At 57.1% G+C, this 20001-nt stretch carries 20 protein-coding genes and 2 tRNA genes; 18 read left to right on the forward strand and 4 right to left on the reverse strand.

The features are described from left to right. Window positions 1-50: 50 nt before the first annotated feature. The 5 genes from DCS96_RS16695 to DCS96_RS16715 all read left to right on the forward strand — a co-directional run bounded on the left by DCS96_RS16695 (window position 51) and on the right by DCS96_RS16715 (window position 3175). A tRNA-Asp gene (locus tag DCS96_RS16695) sits at window positions 51-127 on the forward strand. A gap of 594 nt (window positions 128-721) precedes the next feature. After that, complete coding sequence (locus DCS96_RS16700; RefSeq protein ID WP_116475549.1) at window positions 722-1024, forward strand: hypothetical protein; 303 nt, start codon at window positions 722-724, stop codon at window positions 1022-1024. A 178-nt stretch (window positions 1025-1202) separates the two neighbouring features. Beyond that, window positions 1203-1793 (forward strand): DUF4202 domain-containing protein, encoded by a 591-nt coding sequence (locus DCS96_RS16705; RefSeq protein WP_116475550.1) that lies wholly within the window; start codon window positions 1203-1205, stop codon window positions 1791-1793. A gap of 236 nt (window positions 1794-2029) precedes the next feature. Next, window positions 2030-2476, forward strand: a complete 447-nt coding sequence (locus DCS96_RS16710; protein ID WP_116475551.1) for a DoxX family protein — start codon at window positions 2030-2032, stop codon at window positions 2474-2476. 9 nt (window positions 2477-2485) lie between these two features. Beyond that, entirely contained in the window at window positions 2486-3175 is a 690-nt protein-coding gene (locus DCS96_RS16715) for a pirin family protein (protein ID WP_116475552.1), read from the forward strand. A 36-nt stretch (window positions 3176-3211) separates the two neighbouring features. On the opposite strand, the gene pyrI is transcribed toward DCS96_RS16715, so the two are convergent. After that, window positions 3212-3670 (reverse strand): aspartate carbamoyltransferase regulatory subunit, encoded by a 459-nt coding sequence (gene pyrI, locus DCS96_RS16720; RefSeq protein ID WP_116475553.1) that lies wholly within the window; start codon window positions 3668-3670, stop codon window positions 3212-3214. Window positions 3671-3675: 5 nt separating this feature from the next. Next, window positions 3676-4599, reverse strand: a complete 924-nt coding sequence (pyrB, locus tag DCS96_RS16725; RefSeq protein ID WP_116475554.1) for an aspartate carbamoyltransferase — start codon at window positions 4597-4599, stop codon at window positions 3676-3678. Between the two features lie 312 nt (window positions 4600-4911). On the opposite strand from pyrB, the gene DCS96_RS16730 reads away from it, so the two are divergent. The 13 genes from DCS96_RS16730 (at window position 4912) to DCS96_RS16795 (ending at window position 17897) form a co-directional block, all read left to right on the forward strand. Next, window positions 4912-4988, forward strand: a tRNA-Trp gene (locus DCS96_RS16730). Window positions 4989-5052: 64 nt separating this feature from the next. Further along, window positions 5053-5427: a DNA polymerase III subunit psi gene (locus DCS96_RS16735; RefSeq protein WP_116475555.1), complete on the forward strand. Its 375-nt coding sequence runs from the start codon at window positions 5053-5055 to the stop codon at window positions 5425-5427. Continuing rightward, window positions 5403-5846, forward strand: a complete 444-nt coding sequence (gene rimI / locus DCS96_RS16740) for a ribosomal protein S18-alanine N-acetyltransferase (RefSeq protein WP_232818307.1) — start codon at window positions 5403-5405, stop codon at window positions 5844-5846. Before DCS96_RS16735 ends, rimI begins: the two co-directional genes overlap by 25 nt. A 42-nt stretch (window positions 5847-5888) precedes the next feature. Further along, window positions 5889-6899, forward strand: a complete 1011-nt coding sequence (locus tag DCS96_RS16745; RefSeq protein WP_116475556.1) for a peptidoglycan DD-metalloendopeptidase family protein — start codon at window positions 5889-5891, stop codon at window positions 6897-6899. Between the two features lie 276 nt (window positions 6900-7175). Beyond that, window positions 7176-8471 (forward strand): Nramp family divalent metal transporter, encoded by a 1296-nt coding sequence (locus tag DCS96_RS16750; RefSeq protein WP_116475557.1) that lies wholly within the window; start codon window positions 7176-7178, stop codon window positions 8469-8471. Window positions 8472-9315: 844 nt separating this feature from the next. Continuing rightward, window positions 9316-10842, forward strand: coding sequence for a Re/Si-specific NAD(P)(+) transhydrogenase subunit alpha (locus DCS96_RS16760; RefSeq protein WP_116475559.1), 1527 nt, complete (start codon window positions 9316-9318; stop codon window positions 10840-10842). Window positions 10843-10846: 4 nt separating this feature from the next. Further along, window positions 10847-12226 (forward strand): Re/Si-specific NAD(P)(+) transhydrogenase subunit beta, encoded by a 1380-nt coding sequence (gene pntB / locus DCS96_RS16765; RefSeq protein ID WP_116475560.1) that lies wholly within the window; start codon window positions 10847-10849, stop codon window positions 12224-12226. Between the two features lie 283 nt (window positions 12227-12509). Beyond that, window positions 12510-13718 (forward strand): RtcB family protein, encoded by a 1209-nt coding sequence (locus DCS96_RS16770; RefSeq protein WP_116475561.1) that lies wholly within the window; start codon window positions 12510-12512, stop codon window positions 13716-13718. A gap of 106 nt (window positions 13719-13824) precedes the next feature. Next, window positions 13825-14499, forward strand: a complete 675-nt coding sequence (locus DCS96_RS16775) for an AzlC family ABC transporter permease (protein ID WP_116475562.1) — start codon at window positions 13825-13827, stop codon at window positions 14497-14499. Further along, the gene (locus tag DCS96_RS16780; RefSeq protein WP_116475563.1) at window positions 14492-14821 is read left to right on the forward strand and encodes a branched-chain amino acid transporter permease; all 330 of its coding nucleotides are present in this window, start codon (window positions 14492-14494) and stop codon (window positions 14819-14821) included. Before DCS96_RS16775 ends, DCS96_RS16780 begins: the two co-directional genes overlap by 8 nt. 54 nt (window positions 14822-14875) lie before the next feature. Next, window positions 14876-15748, forward strand: coding sequence for a putative selenate ABC transporter substrate-binding protein (locus DCS96_RS16785; protein ID WP_116475564.1), 873 nt, complete (start codon window positions 14876-14878; stop codon window positions 15746-15748). After that, a complete protein-coding gene (locus DCS96_RS16790; RefSeq protein ID WP_116475565.1) occupies window positions 15748-16419 on the forward strand; it encodes an ATP-binding cassette domain-containing protein in 672 nt (223 codons plus the stop codon). Before DCS96_RS16785 ends, DCS96_RS16790 begins: the two co-directional genes overlap by 1 nt. Further along, the gene (locus DCS96_RS16795) at window positions 16419-17897 is read left to right on the forward strand and encodes a PhnE/PtxC family ABC transporter permease (RefSeq protein ID WP_232818308.1); all 1479 of its coding nucleotides are present in this window, start codon (window positions 16419-16421) and stop codon (window positions 17895-17897) included. The genes DCS96_RS16790 and DCS96_RS16795 overlap by 1 nt, the downstream gene beginning before the upstream one ends. 130 nt (window positions 17898-18027) lie before the next feature. Here DCS96_RS16795 and DCS96_RS16800 read toward each other — a convergent pair whose 3' ends face one another. Both DCS96_RS16800 and DCS96_RS16805 read right to left on the reverse strand, forming a co-directional pair. After that, on the reverse strand, window positions 18028-18780 hold the full coding sequence (locus DCS96_RS16800) for a beta-ketoacyl-ACP reductase (RefSeq protein ID WP_198650117.1): 753 nt from the start codon (window positions 18778-18780) through the stop codon (window positions 18028-18030). A 303-nt stretch (window positions 18781-19083) separates the two neighbouring features. Then, entirely contained in the window at window positions 19084-19989 is a 906-nt protein-coding gene (locus tag DCS96_RS16805) for a LysR substrate-binding domain-containing protein (protein WP_116475567.1), read from the reverse strand. Window positions 19990-20001: the final 12 nt, after the last annotated feature.

Raw genomic sequence — 20001 nt, forward strand, 5'->3', positions numbered from 1 at the left:
TAGGTCACTGCCAGGCACCCAATTTAGTCCCCGTACTACACAGCTTTTGCGGAGCGGTAGTTCAGTTGGTTAGAATACCGGCCTGTCACGCCGGGGGTCGCGGGTTCGAGTCCCGTCCGCTCCGCCATTACTCAAAACCCCAGCCGATTGGCTGGGGTTTTTTCGTATTGGCTACGCCGGACTTGCTGGATGATGTCGGTGCTGCGCACCTTCGCCTTCAAACGCGGTGCGTTTGCCACTCCGTCATCATTTAAAAGCCCTGACCTAACGGTCAGGGCTTTTTCATTTCCGGCTGCACCGGACCGGCTGGATGAGGTCGGTGTCGTACCGCTCGGCCCTCAAACGCGCTGCGTTTGCCACTCCACCATTACATCAAAGTCTGGAACTAACGGTCAGGATCGTCTTGCTATCTCTGGCTGAGTCCGGGATATCGACGACTTGCAGCTTGTGGTGTTTGAGCTATCTTTATTTGGCTCATTTGCCATGGCGGCGTCTGCTGGGTGGGTGATCGCTATGATTAGCGTTTGAAGACACTGACCGATGAGATAGCCAACTCTTTGATATTTCATTTATTTACGAGATAGAGAGTATTCAGCTAATACTCCAAGAGTATTAAAACGCCATGCTAAGAATTTTTTACAACGCATGGTGGGTTGTCTTTTAAGTTGGTTGTTTTTTGTTCTACTATGTTCGTGGGTTTGAAACTGTAAAGGAGATAGAGATGTTAGCCAGGCAGCGTTGCTATACCTTACAAAGTACTGAGCCTCTTCATGCCAATATTGTGGTGAACCCCACAGGCATGCTGGAAATTGATATTCCTGAAAAAAACCAACACCTATCCAGTGAGTTTGAGCATGTTCATTTCAAGGAGAGCCGTCAGGGAGTACAGCTAATTTGTGAAGAGGGTGACAGTGTAACCCACAAAGAGCTCAGTTTGACGCTTTCACGTAAAGACGCGCTTGAGCTCTGTGAGATCATCGATGATGCCATCGAGGAATATGAAGAACTGATGACCGATCTGTAACTGCGAATCAAGCCTTATTAGGCAAATGTTGCTTCATCCTGTGAACACCCTATTTTTACCGGCCCCGTCCATTTGGACGGGGCTTTGGTTGTTACCTGATTAAGGTTTCGAATAACACTTTCCAACTATTTGAAAACACCAGAGAATAGGGTATTTGCCGAGAACAGGAAGTGATGCCATGAGTCAATTGACACCCTTACAACAGGTCTTATCCGCAATCGATACGGAAAACTGCCAGGACCCCCATCAGGTTACCCTTGATGGTCAAAGCTATGCCGGTGAATATCTCTATGGCCTGCGCATGAGCGAACAGTTGAGCAGCCTGCAACCGGATGCCTCCGAACATCTGCAAATTGCCTGTCGGGCGCAGCATATCAAACGCTGGACCATCCCCCGCACCAATTACCCCATGGACAGGGCGGGTTACAAGCATTGGCGTACCGATTTGGCCCGATTTCACGCAGAGTTGACCGCTAAGTTGATGGCGGCTGCCGGCTATGGTGAAGAGGATCAGTCCCGAGTGTCCAGCCTGTTGCTGAAAAAGCAGCTGAAGCGCGATGCAGAAGCCCAAACCCTGGAAGACGTGGCCTGCCTGGTATTTATGCGATTTTATTTGGACGAATTTGCCGCCAAACACGATGATGAAAAGTTGATCGGTATCATCCACAAAACCTGGCTCAAGATGTCGGAGCAAGGGCATGCCGCCGCGCTGCAGATCCCTTTCAGCCCGACGACACAGGCCCTGATTGGTCGGGCATTGCAGCCTTGAAACATCAGGCTCCTGCAATAGTGGGCAGGAGTCTGGCTTATCTGCCCCATGTTGCCGAGCCCGCTAGATTCGGGTGAGCTCGGTGATGTTATTCAAATTTGTTCAATAATATCGCCAAATCATTCCGGTTTTTTACTGCCAACCTCTTCGTTAAACTGCTCTCAATCTCAATAGATTACTACTTGAGTACGCTTTAATCTCACCAGTTTTTTTCAAATTTTATGAAGAGGTAAATCATGAACAAGTCTTTCCTGATCTCCGTACTCCAGTCTCAGGCCGGTTGGAGCGCGCTGGCGTTGCGGCTGCCGGTGGGCATCATCTTCATGGCCCACGGCGCCCAGAAGCTGTTCGGCTGGTTCGGCGGCTATGGCCTTGAAGGCACCGGCCAGTTCATGGCCTCAATCGGGCTGGAACCGGGCATGCTGATGGCCTTTATGGCCGGGGCGGGAGAGTTTTTCGGTGGTCTTTTTATCCTGCTCGGGTTGCTCACTAGAGCGGCGGCTCTGAGCCTGGCGGCGACCATGCTGGTGGCCATCTTGGCGGTGCACCTAGAGAATGGCCTGTTTATGAGCAACGGCGGCTACGAGTTCGGCCTGGCGCTGCTGGCGGCGTCTGTTTCCCTGTTGTTCTCGGGGGCCGGCAGGCTGGGTCTGGATGAGCTGTTGCACAGGCGTTTGGCATAAGGGGGCATGATGATCAGCATCAGGAAAGCGGATGAACGCGGCAGGGTCAACTTTGGTTGGCTCCAAAGCCGGCACACATTCTCCTTCGGCAGCTACTACCATCCGGCGCAGCTGGGCTTCTCCCGGCTGCGGGTGATCAACGACGACAGGGTGGCGCCGGGAACGGGATTCGATACCCATGGCCACAAAGACATGGAGATCATCAGCTATGTGCTGCAGGGGAAGATAGCCCATAGGGACAGCTCCGGAAACGAAGAAATATTGAGTGCGGGGGAATTCCAGCTGATGTCCGCCGGCAGCGGTATCTTGCACAGCGAGTTCAATCCTTCGTCAACCGAGCCACTGACGTTCCTGCAGATCTGGATAGAGCCCAACGCCAGCGGCGGCGCTCCCGGCTACCAGCAGAACAACTTCGGCCGGGTCCCTGGGCTGACCCTGGTGGTCAGCCCGGACGGCACCGAGGGATCGTTGGTCATCAAACAGGATATGCGACTCTATCAGCTGCTGCTGGTAACGGGCGAGAGTCACGAGCTGAGGCTGAATCCCGGTCGTAAGGCTTGGGTGCAGTTGATCGACGGAGAGCTTGAGGTGAACGGCACACGGCTGCAACCCGGTGATGGCGCTGCCCTTAGTGACGAAGATCTGCTGACGTTTACCGCTATCCAGCCGATTCGGGCGCTGGTGTTCGACCTGCCCTGAAACACCAAGGGCCCGGTATTGCCGGGCCCTTGGTATTTACACCACCATCATGTCGCGATGGAAGGATTTCTCGCAGTAGCGACAGCGAAAGCGCACTTGACCGTCCACTGCCCGCACCTTGAACTTGCTGGTAACCGGCTCGTTGTGGCTGATGCAGTTGGAGTTGGGACAGGAGAAAACACCTTCCACCTTTTCCGGTAATTGCAGCTGCAGCTTTTCCACCACTTCAAAATCCTCGATCAGATTCACGGTGGCATGGGGAGCGAACAATGCCAGCTGATTGGCCTGGACGGCGGACAGGCGGGTGTTTTCCACCTTGATGATATCCTTGGCGCCGAATGCCTTGGAGGGCAGGTTCAGGCCGACGGTGATCTTCTCATGGGTATCGGCAAGCCCGAACAGTTGCAGTATCTTGATACCTTGCCCCGCCGGTATATGGTCGATGACGGTGCCGTTGTTGATGGCTTCAACTTGCAGTTGGTTTTTGTTCATCATGGCTCTCACAGGCTCTCGTTCAGCACCAGGGCGAGCAGGGCCTGACGGGCGTAAACGCCGTTTTCTGCCTGCTCGAAATAATAGGCGTAGGGGGTGTCATCCACCTCGGCGGTGATTTCGTCGACGCGGGGCAGGGGATGCAGCACCTTGAGGCTGTCTTTGGCATTGTCCAGCACTTCCGGGTTCAGTACATATTTGGATGCCACATGCATGTACTCGGTTTCGTCGAAGCGCTCTTTCTGCACTCGGGTCATATAGAGGATGTCCAGCTCGTCCATTACCTCTTCCATGCTGTCCCGGAACTCGAAATTAATGCCTTTCTCGGTCAGCTCGTCACACAGGTAATCGGGCATGGCCAGTGCCTGGGGGGCGATAAAATAGAATTTGCAGCCGAACAGGCTCAGTGCCTGGGTCAGGGAGTGCACTGTGCGGCCGTACTTTAAATCTCCCACAAAGGCGACGGTCAGCCCCTGCAGTGTGCCCTGGGTTTCGTAGATGGTGAACAGATCCAGCAGGGTCTGGGTGGGATGTTGGTTGGAGCCGTCACCGGCATTGATCACCGGTACCGAGGAAAACTCGGCGGCCAGCCGGGCTGCACCTTCCTGGGGATGACGCATCACAAAGGCGTCACTATAGGAGCTGATGATTTTCACCGAATCGGCCAGGGTTTCGCCTTTCTTGGCCAGCGAGGTGCTGCCGCTGTCCGAGAAGCCGATCACGGCGCCGCCGAGCCGGTGCACAGCCGTTTCGAACGACAGCCGGGTACGGGTGGAGGCCTCGAAGAAGCAACTGGCGACCACTTTGTGTCTGAGTAGTTCGGGCCTCGGGTGGGACTTGAGCTTGACCGCCGTATCGATCACCAGTTCCAGCTCGGCTCGGGTAAAGTCGGAGATAGAGATAACATGCTTTTGAAATAGGGGGTTTGCCATCAGCAAGGCTCTTTAGGTGAAGTTGTGACCGTAAAAAAGCCCCGGAGCGGGGCCATTAGAGCTAATCGATTGCAATCGCAGAGCATCCCGTTCGGCACGAGCTGTGTGTTGGCCTGGTGCAGGAAAAAGGAAGGGGACATCAAAGGCTCCGGGCGGCTGCAAGTCGTGCAGATTATAGAGAATTACACCGTCAAATCAAAACACTGGCTGTTTTTTAAAGGAGAATAGGCGAAAAGCTGAGCGAACGCGTCGAAAGGTGCGAAAAAGCGCTTTACCTTTGATCGTGTCTCGCTATAATTCGCCTCGTGTTGCAGGGGCGTAGTTCCAATTGGTAGAACAGCGGTCTCCAAAACCGACGGTTGGGGGTTCGAATCCCTCCGCCCCTGCCAAATCACAATCAAAAAGCCAGCTTAATGCTGGCTTTTTGCGTTATGGACGTTATAGAGTGGCCCGATGACGCCATTGCAAACACAATTACTAACAAGTCTGGGCTTGCCGCTCTGGCAATGTACCCATCCCGAACGGCTGCCTTATGCGCCACAGCCGGTCGCCGCACCGGCACAGCTGCTATTGGTGGTGGGGGAAGGGGAGCGGCTTCCCGAACAACTGCTTGCCGATCTGCTCAGGGCGCTGATGCTGGAGCCTGGGCAGGTGCAGCAGTTGAGTGAACGGGACTGGAGGAAAGCCGGGTGCCCAGTGGCGCCGGCGACACTGGGGTTTAACCTGGAAGACAGTGGTGACTTGACCTGGTCCGGCGCCCTGCCGCTGACGGTTGAACACAAGCGTCGGTTATGGAGTTGCCTGTGCAGCCTGACTATCGACCGCTGACCCCCGATTGCCTGGATGCAATGCTGGCGTTGGAGCAGGCGGCTCACTCCACTCCCTGGAGTCGCCAGCTGCTGGCCAGCTGTTTTTCCGAGCGTTATTTCTCCGGCTCCCTGTGGCAGGGACAAACCCTGCTGGGCTTCTATATCGCCGATCAGGTATTGGATGAAAGCACCCTGATGAATGTCTGCGTGACACCTCCTTGCCAGGGCAGGGGGCTGGGCCGCCGGCTGATGACCTTGTATATCGAATCTGCGATGGCTCGGCAGGTGTCCCAGCTGTGGCTGGAAGTACGGGAATCCAACCAAGCCGCCCGGCGACTGTATCTGTCGGTCGGTTTTGTAGAGCAGGGAAGACGCAAGGCGTACTACAGCTCGGCCCAGGGCCGGGAAGACGCTGTTATCATGCAAAAAGCGCTGTAGCTTACCTATACTTAAGGTCAAACACTCGAGCAAGGATGCCAAATGAGTGGCTTACCGCTTTTTCTCTGGAGCTGGCTGTTGTTGCTGCCGATGAGCATCAACGCCAACATCTACCGTTACCAGGACGCCTCTGGGGTGATCCATTACACCGACAGCTATCTGAGTTCGGTCGATTTTGAGCCGGATCTCTGGCTGGAAGATGAAATCAACGAAGATGGGGTGCTGATTCGGGTGCTGGAAAAGCCCGATGGCCACTACTTTTTTGCCCTCAACCGATTATTCGGTCCTGCCAAGCTGACCTTGAGTTTTCCACGCCAGGAAAATGTGCAGATCCCCGAGCGCCTGTTGCAGGCCATCCGCCTGGCTCCCCGGGAAGAAAAGTTTATCGGCAAGCTGACACCACTTCAGCCAGGTCACTGGCGTTATGACTATGGTTTTGCCTATATGCCGGGGAAACGGATGCTGATGGCGTCGTTTGACAGCCGCCTGGATGAAAACAGGGTCAGGCCCAGGCCGGAAATCATTCGCGGGCTGACCAGAGAGCCGATGCGTCAGGCGCCTGAGCTGCGAGCTCCGGCTGGGGCCAGGGATATAGGGATGCCCTTTATCGGGCGTTACCGTATCACCCAGGGTTTTAACGGTGACTACAGTCACCACAGAACCGCCAATCGCTATGCGCTGGATATCGCTCTGCCCGTGGGAACGCCCCTGGTGGCCACCAAGGATGGCATAGTGATGGATGCGGTGGACCATCATGTGGGCGGTGGCTTGAAAGCCGAGTATCGGCGGCGTACCAACTATCTGCGCCTGCTGCACGACGACGGAACCATGAGTCTGTATGCCCATATTCAGACCGGCTCCATCCTGGTGCCGGAAGGCGCCAGGGTACGTGCCGGTGAGCGGGTGGCTGCCTCGGGAAATACCGGCTACAGTTCGGGCCCGCACCTGCATTTCGCCCTGCAAATCAACAATGGCAAGGGGCTGGAGTCCATCCCCTTTACGCTGGAAGGACGCCATCCCGAACCCGGCAACTGGTTGCTGGCCAGGGAGTAAAACCGGTTGATTTGTTCACCACACAGGCCGCTGAGTTTTGCCTCGCCTTTTACAATCTTCGGGTGGCATTAAATATTGCTTTTTATAGATTATAAAGCATGAGGAAAGGTAATGATTTATAAAGTGGAGTTTAATATTTAATTTTATTTAATATGCGGTTGTTTATTCTTTTTTGTCTGCCTGCCGTCTGAAAAAAGCAGTTGCTTTCACCTGTGGCTTATGGCTTTTTACCCTTCTTTTTAGATGAAAGTAAAACCAAAAAGGCGGGAAAGTAAGATGGTAGAGTCAGTCGAGGTGGCCGAGAGCAAGCCACGTAGCATAAGCCACTATCTGCGGGTGTTGGGGCCGGGCATCCTGGCTGCCGCCGCGGCCATTGGTGGTTCACACCTGGTGGCCTCTACCCAGGCCGGGGCCATCTACGGCTGGCAACTGGTTGGCCTGATAATCCTTGTTAACCTGCTGAAATACCCTTTCTTCCAGATTGGCGCCCGCTACACCATGGCGGCCGACGAAACCCTGATCCAGGGATATGATCGGGTTGGTCGGGGCTACCTGTATCTGTTTACCCTGCTGAATATCTTCGCCGCCGTGGTCAGTACCGCCGGGGTGGCCATGCTCTGCGGCAGTATCCTGGGGCTGTTTGTGGGAGACAGCCTGAATGTGACCCAGCTCAGTATGATAGTGCTGGCTGGCTCGCTGGTGTTCTTGATCACCGGCCATTACAAGGTGCTGGACAGGGTCACCAAGTGGATCATCGTCGGTCTGGCCATCGCCACTGTTACCGCCGTGTTTATTGCCCTCAACAAAGGCGGTGTAGCTCCGCCCGAGTTCGTCTCTCCCAGTCCCTGGAACCTGGCGGCTGTTGGCTTCTTGGTAGCGCTGATGGGCTGGATGCCGGCACCGATCGAGCTGTCTTCCTGGAACAGTGTCTGGCTGCGGCAGAAGAAAAAGGCATTGGGTGATGAACTGGGTTACAAAGATGCACTGATCGATTTTAACGTCGGTTATATTACCTCCACGATACTGGCCATCGCCTTTGTGGCGCTAGGCGCCCTGGTGCTGCATGGCAGTGACCGGCCCCTGGCGACCTCCGGACTGGCGTTCGCCCATCAGTTGGTCGATGTTTACGCCAGCGTGATGGGGGAATGGAGTCGCTGGCTGATCGCCCTGATCGCCTTCATGTGCATGTTTTCGACCACGGTGACCGTGCTTGACGGTTATAGTCGTGCCCTGAGTGAATGTTTTGTGCAATTCGGCCAGCCCAGAGGCAGCCGGCCGACCGGCCATGGCAGCCGATATACCTACCCCCTGATGATAGCAATGGGACTGGTTGGTGCGCTGATTATCATGTTCTTCAAGGGAGCCTTGCTGGCGATGCTGGAGTTTGCCATGGTTTCCGCCTTTATCAGCGCCCTGGTCTTTTCCTGGCTGAATTACCGGCTGATGAAGCTGAGCAATGTACCACAACAGTACCGGCTCGGACCTGCGATGGTGGCATTGTGCTGGGCGGGCATCCTGTTTTTTGCCGGCTTTAACCTGTTATTCGGTTATTGGTATCTATTTGTAAGATAACGGCTCCTGACTTGTGCTGGGGAGTGCTGGTCTGAGGGCAGACTCGCCGTAGTCCAGGGGTATTCCGATATGCTCATGATGTTGTCGTGGCACGACTGGGTGTGCAGGCTGCCCCATGGGGGCTCAGCCGCGCACCTGACCGCCAGGAATGGCGGAACGGCAGGAGCATGTCCGACCCTGGCGCGGAGAGCATGCTTATAGGGTTTCTGCTCTCCATCTCCACATGTGGCGGTATTTGTATCGATTATTTATACCCTTGACGTAGATATTTCTGGTCGTGGTCAGTTCCTATTAAGCGGGGCCCCCGGGTGGGGCCGGAACTATGGCCCTCACAATAGGGTGTGTAATCGAACTTGTGCTGCCGGAGCACAATAAAAACCCGTTTATTAAGATATAAGCTATGCCGAAAAAGCTGGGCGTCAGGCCCTTTTTTTATTGATGGCGCTTTTTCTGTGACCCGGCTCTCTAAACTGGCCGTGAATACCGAGATTTTGTAGGATTGAAAGTTATTACCGATTAAGAACCGAGGAAAGACCAATTTATCTTTTACTTCCATAATCAGTATAGTGTCGTCCGGCACTGTTTCTTTCCTGCGTTATTCACTCTTTAATCGGGATCTGTTTTCATGTTCCTGAATACGAGTATTGGCATTATGCAGGTTAAAAAAATAAATATTCGTTTCTATTATGTAAAAGAAATGGTGCGGATGTAATGAAGCTTTATTAATGGCTGGAGTAAGGAAGGGCTGGCTGGCCCGGCAGAGTTGAAGGATCAGCCTGTCCTGTCACCGGTAACCCGCATTGCGGGGTACCGGTGAGATATCAACATCAATCAGGGAATTATTATGCTAATCGGAATCCCAAGAGAAACGCTGAACGGCGAGACGCGGGTGGCGGCGACCCCCAAGTCGGTCGAACAGCTGCGCAAACTTGGCTTTGATGTATGTGTTGAGCAGGGCGCGGGTCTGAAGGCCAGTTTCGACGACGCCGCCTATCAGGCCGTCGGTGCCACCCTGGCAAGTTCAGATGAAGTCTGGCAGGCCGGCCTTATCTACAAGGTGAATGCCCCTAACGCCGAGGAAGTGGAAAAGCTGGTTGCCGGCACCACGCTGGTGAGCTTTATCTGGCCGGCCCAGAACCCCGAGCTGGTCGAAAAACTGAAAGCCAAGGGCGTCACCGTCATGGCAATGGACATGGTGCCGCGTATATCCCGTGCCCAGTCACTCGATGCCCTGTCCTCCATGGCCAACATCGCCGGCTATCGTGCCGTGGTGGAAGCCGCCCATGAATTCGGCCGCTTCTTTACCGGCCAAATCACCGCCGCCGGCAAGGTACCGCCTGCCAAGGTGCTGGTGATTGGTGCCGGTGTGGCCGGTCTGGCCGCCATCGGCGCCGCCGGCTCCCTGGGTGCCATCGTGCGTGCCTTCGATACCCGCCCTGAGGTAAAAGAGCAGATCAACTCCATGGGCGCCGAGTTCCTGGAACTCGATTATGAAGAAGAATCAGATTCTTCCGACGGTTACGCCAAGGAGATGAGCAAGGCCTTTATCGAGGCCGAAATGGCACTGTTCATGGCCCAGGCCAAGGAAGTGGATATCATCATCACCACCGCCCTGATCCCGGGCAAGCCTGCACCCAAGCTGATCACCGCCGAGATGGTCGCCAACATGGCCCCGGGCTCGGTCGTGGTCGACCTGGCGGCGCAAAACGGCGGTAACTGTGAGCTGACCAAGCCCGGTGAGCTGTTTGTGTCCGACAACGGCGTCAAGATTATCGGCTATACGGATCTGAACGGCCGCCTGCCGACCCAGTCTTCAACCCTGTATGCCAACAACCTGGTCAACCTGGCCAAGCTGCTGAGCAAGGAAAAAGACGGCAATATCAAGGTCGATTTCGACGACGTGGTGCTGCGCAACATGACGGTGGTAAAAGACGGTGAAGTGACTTTCCCGCCGCCCGCCATCAGCGTATCTGCCGCCCCCAAGGCCGCGGCCAAGCCTCAGGCTGCAGCCGAGCCCCATGCCAAGCAGCCAAGCAACCTCAAGTATTATCTGGGTGGAGCCGGCGTGGTGCTGTTCGGCTGGCTGGCCACTGCGGCGCCGGTAGCATTCCTGTCCCATTTCACCGTATTCGTACTGGCCTGTATCGTGGGTTACTACGTGATCTGGAATGTGTCCCACTCACTGCATACGCCGCTGATGTCGGTCACCAACGCCATTTCCGGCATTATCGTGGTCGGGGCCCTGTCCCAGGTGGGAGGAGGTGGTTTTGTCACCTTCCTCGCCTTTATTGCCGTATTGATCGCCTCGATCAACGTCTTTGGCGGTTTTACCGTCACCCACCGTATGCTCAAGATGTTTAGAAGGGGCTAATTGAATGTCACAAGGACTTGTTACTGCATCTTATATCGTTGCCGCCGTGCTCTTTATCATGAGTCTGGCGGGACTGTCCAAGCAGGAGTCGGCCAAGGCCGGTAACTGGTTTGGCGTTGCCGGTATGACCATTGCGCTGTTGGCGACCATCTTCAACCCCGAGGTCACTGGCCTGGGCTGGATCCTGCTGGCGATGATCATCGGTGGTGCCATTGGTGTGCGCTTCGCGCTCAAGGTTGAAATGACCGAAATGCCGGAGCTGATAGCCGTGCTGCACAGCTTCGTGGGTCTGGCCGCCGTGTTCGTGGGTTACAACACCTATATCGATCATGGTGATATGTCCGGCGCCATCCTCAACATCCACAATACCGAAGTTTTCCTCGGTGTGTTTATCGGTGCTGTGACCTGCACCGGTTCTGTGGTTGCCTTCGGCAAGCTGCGTGGCCTGATCTCCTCCAAGCCGCTGACCCTGCCGCATCGTCATAAGCTGAACCTGGCGGCACTGGTGGTGTCTGCGCTGCTGTTGATCTGGTTCGTGCAGGTGGAAGGCTCCACCTTCGCCCTGCTGGTGATGACCCTGATCGCCCTGGCCTTCGGCTGGCATCTGGTGGCCAGCATCGGCGGTGCCGATATGCCGGTGGTTATCTCCATGCTCAACTCCTACTCGGGCTGGGCGGCAGCAGCGGCGGGTTTTATGCTGTCCAATGACCTGCTGATCGTGACCGGTGCGCTGGTGGGTTCAAGCGGTGCGATTCTGTCCTACATCATGTGTAAGGCGATGAACCGCTCCTTCATCTCGGTCATTGCCGGCGGCTTTGGCACCGATGGTGTCAGCGCGTCCAGCGGTGAAGAGGAAGACGGCGAGTACACCGAAGTGAATGCTGAAGATGTGGCCGAAGTCCTGAAAAACTCCAGCTCGGTGATCATCACCCCGGGTTACGGTATGGCGGTGGCCCAGGCCCAGTATCCGGTAGCGGAGCTGGTGTCCAAGCTGCGTGCGGCCGGTGTCAACGTGCGTTTCGGTATCCATCCGGTTGCCGGTCGTCTGCCAGGCCACATGAATGTGCTGCTGGCGGAAGCCAAGGTGCCTTACGATGTGGTGCTGGAAATGGACGAAATCAACGAGGACTTTGACGATACCGATACCGTACTGGTGATCGGCGCCAACGATACCGTCAACCCGGCGGCCTCGGAAGATCCCGCCAGTCCCATCGCCGGCATGCCGGTACTGGAAGTGTGGAAGGCTCAGCAGGTGGTGGTATTCAAGCGCTCCATGAACACCGGCTATGCCGGCGTACAGAACCCGCTATTCTTCCGCGAAAACAGCGTCATGTTGTTCGGCGATGCCAAAGATAGCGTGGATAATATCCTGAAAGCGCTGTAAGCCGCATCAATCGGTCAACCAAAGGGAGCTTCGGCTCCCTTTTTATTTATGGGGATCCCGGAGAAAGCTTGGCGATTGCCCCGTTTTAACCAGGGTTAAAAGGCGTCGGTCATTTGACCGCGCTGGTTTGTAGGAATATTGGCACCGAAGCGGCGGTCAAATATCTAGTGCCCTTTCATTTTTCCAGGTGGTAGACGGTATTGGGGAAGAACCGGGCGTCGTTATCGGGAAGTGAGTCGGGCAGTCTCTAGCTGGGGTTTCTGACCCCTTATGAGGTAGAGGTATGCCGATAAAGCTGGAGTTGAACACAGATCCGCACTCTGGTTTGAGACCGGTGAAGATCTTTACCGGTGAGGTGGAGCGCTCGGCCCTGGAGCAGCTTAAAAAGCTGGCACAGCTGGATATCGTTTATCCCCATATTGCCGCCATGCCCGACATCCATGCGGGTATTGGTACCACCATTGGCACCGTCATTCCGACGCGCACCGCCATTATCCCGGCGGCCGTGGGCGTTGATATCGGTTGCGGTATGAACGCCGTCAGGCTGTCGCTGACGGCGGCGCAGCTGCCCGATCATCTGCGCCCCGTACGCAGTGTGATTGAAGACGCTGTACCGGTTGGTACTGAAAAGCATCAAGGGCCCTCGGCAAGCCCGCAGATCTGGCATCCCCTTAAAACCGAAATAGACCGGCTTTTCGACAGGCACAACGGCCTGTTGAGGATGATGCACAGGCCCGAGCAAACCTGGATTCAACAGATTGGCACCCTGGGTGGAGGCAATCATTTTATTGAACTATGTCTGGATGAAGCCGATAACGTCTGGATTATGCTGCACTCCGGCAGCCGCGGTATTGGCAATGCCCTCGGGCGCTATTTTATCGCACTGGCGCGCCAGGAAATGCAACGCCATCACATCCGGCTACCCGACAAGGACCTGGCCTATCTACGCGAAGGCAGCCGCTATTTTGACGACTATTTCCTGGCGGTGGACTGGGCACAACGCTACGCCTGGATAAATCGTCAGCAGATGATGGAATTAATCATCGGAGCCATTCGCCCCTTGTTGCCGGCCTTTGAGGTAACCGAAGAGGCCATCAACTGCCATCATAATTACGTAGCAAAAGAGCAGCATTTTAACGCCGAGCTCTATGTGACTCGCAAGGGAGCGATCAGCGCGCGTAAGGGCCAGCTGGGTATTATCCCCGGTAGTATGGGGGGGTGCTCTTATATTGTCCGGGGCAAGGGTAACCTGGATTCGTTTTGTTCCTGCTCCCATGGCGCCGGCCGTAGCATGAGCCGTAAGGCGGCCCGTAAGCGTTTTAGTGTCAGTGAGTTAAGGCAACAGACCCAAGGCGTGGAATGTCGCAAAGACAAACATGTGATTGATGAAATTCCCGCTGCCTATAAAGATATCAACACCGTCATGGCCAACCAGAACGACCTGGTCGAGGTGGTCCATACCTTAAAGCAGGTGCTCTGTGTAAAAGGCTAGTTTCATTAAAAGCCGGTTTATATGCTGCCAAACCGGCCCATGTTCTTGATAAGTTCCCACCGATCTCTTAACGTTTGGGGTTTTATTAGGTTACGGGGTAATGAGCATGAATAGCTGGCGCGGCGTGGTGCCGCTCACCCTGCCGGTGATGATGGGCTATCTGCCCCTGGGGGCGGTGTTTGGTGTACTGTGGGTGGATGCGGGCCTGAGCTGGTACTGGGCGCCCTTGATGAGCATCATCGTCTACGCCGGTGCCCTGCAATACCTGGCGGTGGGCATGCTGGCGGCCGGCATCGGCTGGCTCGATCTTGCAGTGGCGGCGCTGCTGGTGAATTTCCGCCACCTGTTCTACGGGCTGTCGCTCTATCATCTGCTCCCGAGGGGCGCCGTCGGACACCAGTATTTTATCTTCGGCATCACCGACGAGACCTATTCACTGCTCAGCGCATCCGGTCAGGTAAAAGACAGCAGGACAGCGCTGCTGGTGGTATTGTTCAACCAGAGCTACTGGGTGATGGGCACCGTCATCGGCATGCTGCTGGCACGTGGTCTGCCGCCCGGCCTGCAGGGATTGGACTTTGCTCTGACCGCGCTCTTTACCGTGCTGGCGGTGGAGCAGATCCGTGCCAGGAAAGACTGGGGAGCTGTGGTTCTGGGGCTGGTGGCCGCTGCGGTGGCCGGCATCTGGATAAGCGAGTACTTCCTGTTGGCGGCTTCCCTGATGCTGGTGCTGGTGTTGCTGGCCTGGCCTGAGCCCAAGGGGGAGGTGGCCCATGGCTGATCTGGATTACCTGCTTGCGGCGCTGATCATGGGGGGAGTTACCTTCGGCCTGCGTGCTTTTCCTTTTGTGGCGCGGGGCTTTATCGCCCACCACAGGCGCATTCAGGTGCTGGGACGGCGGCTGCCGGTGGCGATGATGGTGCTGTTGACCCTGTATGCCATGGGCGTACATCGCTGGGAAACACCGGCCGCTGGTCAGGCGCAGCTCATTGCCGTGTGGGTGGTGGCTGTGCTGCAGTTGTGGCAGCGGCAGGCGTTGCTCAGCATCCTGACCGGCACCCTGGTGTATATGACGCTGATGAACGGCTGGCTGGGGCTCTGAACCCGGTCGGCTTTAGGCTATAATTGCCGCCCTTCTCATCAAATGGAATTGATCATGACTGATTCCCTGCGCATTCGCCTGCTGGGGCTGGCAGCCCTGTGTCTGAGCAGCCTGGTTCAGGCCGAACCCTTTGTATTTACCGCCATCCCGGATCAGGATGAACGCCACCTGACCGAGCGCTTCGGCAAGATTGCCGACTACCTGAGTGCACGACTGGGCGTCGCAGTGCAATATGTTCCGGTGAAAAGCTATCCGGCGGCGGTGAGCGCCTTTCGTAACGATCAGGTGCAGCTGGCCTGGTTCGGCGGTCTGACCGGGGTGCAGGCCCGCGAGTTGGTACCCGGCAGCGAGGCCATCGCCCAGGGGGTAGAAGACACGGCGTTTGTCAGCTATTTCATTGCCCATGCCAGCACCGGCCTGCAAGCCGCGGAGCAACTGCCCGGGACGATTGCCGGCAGGCGTTTTACCTTCGGGGACAAGGGCTCCACCTCCGGCCGGCTAATGCCCGAGTTTTACCTGCGTGAGCAATTCGGCCAGGCTCCGCAGCGGCTGTTCTCCCGGGTGGGTTTTTCCGGTGATCATAACCGCACCATCAGCCTGGTGCAGTCCGGCGCCTTCGAGCTGGGAGCGGTGAATTACGCGGTGTGGGAGGCGGAAAAAGCCAAGGGAAATATCGATGAGCACAAGGTCCGGGTGATCTGGGCTACCCCCGCCTATCCGGATTACCAGTGGAGCATTCGCGGCGATGTGGATGCCCGCTTCGGTGAAGGCTTCAAGGGGCGGGTGCAACAGGCGTTGCTGGAGATGAAGGAGCCCGAGCTGCTGGCGGCCTTCCCGCGCTCCGGCTTTATTACCGCCAGCAACGATGACTATGCCCCCATCCGCGATACTGCCGTGTCGATCGGCATCATGGATCCAGAGCAGTAATGGAAAACGGCGCCAGCCTGTTCCACTTCCACCAGGCCACCCTGGGCTATGCCGATGCCCCGGTATTGAGTGAGCTATCGCTTGAGGTAAAGCAGGGTGACAAGGTTGCCCTGCTCGGCGAGTCGGGGGCCGGCAAAAGCACCCTGCTGCGCCGGTTGCGCGAGATGAGGCCCCATGAGGTGGCCTGGTGTCCGCAGCAGCCGGGGCTGGTGCCCATGTTGTCGGCCTTTCACAATATCTATATGGGACGGCTTGATCGCAATCCGTGGTGGTACAACCTAGCCAACCTGGTACGTCCCCTGGCCGGGCCTCGTTCTGAGATCCGCGAGCTGGCGGATAGCCTGGGGCTTGCCGGCCGGTTGTGGACAGCCGCCGAACAGCTTTCCGGGGGGCAGCAGAGCCGGGTCAGCCTCGGGCGGGCTCTGTATCAGCAAAAGCCCATCTTTATCGGTGACGAGCCGGTGTCGGCGCTGGACGAACGGCAGGCCGGCCAGCTGTTGAGTCTGGTCTGTGCCCGCCACTCGACGGTGGTGCTGGCGCTGCATAATGTGGAGCAGGCGTTGAAGCACTGCACCCGCATCGTGGGCCTGCGACAGGGCCGGGTAGTGCTGGATGGCGCCGTTGCCGAGCTGGCTCCGGCCCAGCTGCGCACCCTGTACCGACGCGGCTGATGGCCCGCCCCCAACCAGCACGGGCCATGGTGCGTAGCAGCCTGCTGTTTGTGCTGCTGGCGCTGTTGTGCCTGCCTTGGGCGGAGCTGAGTATTACCGTCCTGGATCCCTGGCGTGAGCTGGCCCGCCTGGGGGCAGGCCTTTTGCTGCCGACCCTGCCCCAGGCCAGTACCCTGTTTGTTGCCACCGTCAATACTCTGGCCTTCGCCTTGCAAGGGGTGGCCCTGGGCGCCGTGTTGGGATTACTGCTGGCGGCCGGTTACCGCAGTGCCGCTATTCGCAGGCTGGCAGCGGCGCTCAGGGCGGTGCATGAGCTGTTCTGGGCGCTGCTCTTTATCCAGTTGTTGGGCTTGACGGCGCCGGCCGGTGTGCTTGCCATCGCGTTACCCTATGCCGGTACCTTCGCCAAGATCTACGGCGAATTATTCGAGGAGGCGGATCCGGCACCGGAGCAGGCGCTGGCTCCCGACCTGGGCCATTGGTCTCGGTTGCTGTATCTCCAGTTGCCTCTGTGCTGGCGTCAAATGGCCACCTATACCGGCTACCGCCTGGAATGCGGCATCCGCAGCTCGGCGGTGCTGGGCTTTATCGGGCTGCCGACCCTGGGCTACCACCTGGAATCCTTGCTGCGACAAGGCTTCTATAGCGAGGCGGCGAGCTATTTCTACGCCCTGGTGCTGATTATCGCCACCATCAAGTGGTGGCTAAAGCCCCACCTGGTGCCGCTCTATCTGCTGTCGGCCTTACTCTGGCTACCGCCGCTGGCCGGCCTGAACTGGACATTGATGGTGCGCTTCTTCACCGAAGACATTATCCCCGCCCCCTTGCGTGCTGGTGACTGGGCCGGGCTCTGGCCCTGGCTGCTGGGGCTGTGGCATGGACAAATTGTTCCCGGCCTGCTCAATACCCTGGTACTGGCCCTGCTGGCACTGATGGTCACCGCTCTGCTGGCCTTGCTGTGGTTCCCGGCCATTTCCCACCGCTTCGGTAACCCGCTTACCCGCATCATGAGCCACGGCTGGCTGGTGCTGATGCGCTCGCTGCCCGAGTACCTGCTGGCCTTTATCGGCATGTTGCTGCTTGGTCCCGGTATGCTGCCGGCGATATTGGCGCTCAGCCTGCACAACGGCGCAATCATCGCCCATTTGCTGGGCCATCACCTTAATACCCTGGTGTTACGGGAGGATGCAGTCCGCGGGGTAAACCTGTATTGCTTCGAGGCGTTGCCGCGGCTGTATCGGGCCTTTATGGCCTACAGCCTGTACCGTTTCGAGAACCTGATCCGGGAAACGGCGATACTGGGCATGCTGGGCATTCCTACCTTGGGGTTTTTTATCGATTCTGCGTTCAGCGAGTTCCGCTTCGACCGGGCCATGGTGCTGCTGCTGGTATGTGCCGGACTCAACGTACTGGTAGATGCCCTGGCCCGACGGCTACGGCGGCGCCTGCACCTGAACAGCCAGGCGGAAGTGTTGTAGGGCTGTTTTGTCTGCTTGTAGTGCCGCACGTCAGCCAACGGGCACAGCCTCGCCTACCCCTCCCTGGGACTCCGCTGCGCCATCCGACCGCCATGGGGGGCGGCAGGCCACTGTTGCACCAAAGGCAGGTTTACAACACCAGGCCGCCGTCGATTTTCAGGACCTGGCCGGTGATATAGCGGGCCCGGTCGCTGGCCAGAAATAGCACGCCCTCGGCAATGTCCCGGGGCTCGCCCAGTGCTCCCAGCGGGATGCGAGTGGTCATTTTTTCCAGCACTTTTTCCGGCACTGCCCGGGTCATCTCGGTATTGATAAAGCCGGGGGCGATGCAATTGGCCCGGATCTGGGCAGCATTGCGGGAAAACTCCCTGGCCCAACCCTTGGTCATGGCGATCACCCCGCCCTTGCTGGCTGCGTAGTTGCTCTGGCCAATATTGCCATCGGTGCCAACGATGGAGGAAATGGTGACGATGGCGCCCTGCCTCTGTACCTTCATCAGCGTATACATGGCCTGGGTCACCAGAAACACGCCCTTGAGGTTGACGTTCAGCACCAGGTCCCAGTCGGATTCGGTCATCTTGTCGAGCAGGGCGTCCCGGGTGATGCCGGCATTGTTGACCAGCACGTCCACCCGGCCATGCTCGGCCATGATTCTCGTACTCAGTTGTGTCAACGCCGCTGGATCGCAGACATCCAGCTCTACGCCGGTGGCATTGGAAAATTGATCGAGCCAGTCACGGGCCGGCGCGAGGTCGATATCACACACATAGACCTGCTTCGCCCCGGCCTCGGCCAGTCGCTCACTGATGGCTCGGCCCAGGCCACGGGCGGCACCGGTAACCACACACACCTTGCCGTACATCTCTTGAGTCAGCTTGTTCATGTTCGTTTCCTGTTATTGTTGGCATCATGGTTTGCATATATCAACGCAAAGCATAGCCCCTATTTTGCAATGCAATATATTTTTTGTTTTATGTAATAAAAATTTATTTCTATTTGATTAATAATTGCTAGTGCGCTGCAAAATTTCGTGTCGATCCGGCGGGCCGCAATGGCCGCCATCGACATCATTATTCATGGACTCGTTCGGTTTTTATCCTGGTGCTGTCAGGGGATATGCGGCGGTAAATACGGAGGAACCAGGCAGTCATGACTCTTTATCGAGCGTGGGCAAGGCGTGCCGGCATTATCCTGTGGTATCAGATACCTGTTCCAGCACATAGTGCCAGAATTGTCCGGCTTCTTCGGAGCGGGGCGGGTGCATGCGGTAGAGTGTGATATCGAGAACAGGTGCTGGCAGTGTGGGCAGTATCACCAGCTGGCCCTGTTCAATCTCCCGTTGTACCAGGCCGGCCGGCAGCCAGGCGGCACCGTCTCCCTGCAGGGCCTGGGCCTTCAGTCCTTCTCCCAGGGCATTCTCGCAGACCGGCTGGTAATTCTGTTCTCCCAGGCTGTTCAGACACTCCCGCTGGATCAGCTCACCCAGATAGGCGTCCTTGGGGTAGGTCAGTAATTTCAACGGCGTGTCCCGGTTCGGGGCATGGCGCGGCCGGCCTTCCGAGTCCGGCATGGATACCGGCACCAGCCTGTCCTGACCCACATGTATACGCTCTATCTCCTGGCGTGAGAGGGGGCTGTCGGTCCCTGGGCCGCAGAAGCACAGCAGGAAATCCACCGAGCCGGCCAGAAATTGCTCTACCGCATCATGGTAGTGGCCGGTATTCAGGCTCACCATGCAGTCGCCGAACCGGGGGCGTAGGCCATGCAGCCAGGCGGGGAAAAACGAGACCGCGAGCGAAGGCTGGGCAATAAAGCGCAGGCTTTGGTATGCGTTGCTGGTCTGTCTCAGCTGATCTTTAATGCCGTAGATCTGACTCAGCAGGATCCTGGCCTGATCGACAAAAGCGTCACCTGCCTTGGTCAGTGTCATGGGGTAGCGATGGCGGTTGACCAATGGCACACCCAGCCAGTTTTCCAGGGAGCGGATCCGCCGACTAAAGGCTGGCTGGGTCACATTACGGGCTTCCGCCGCCTTGGAGAAGTTGCCCTGTTCGACCAGGACGACAAAGTCGTGTAGCCACTTGGTTTCCATTACTTAGGCCTG

Source organism: Zobellella maritima (assembly GCF_003075035.1).
GTDB lineage: Bacteria > Pseudomonadota > Gammaproteobacteria > Enterobacterales > Aeromonadaceae > Oceanimonas > Oceanimonas maritima.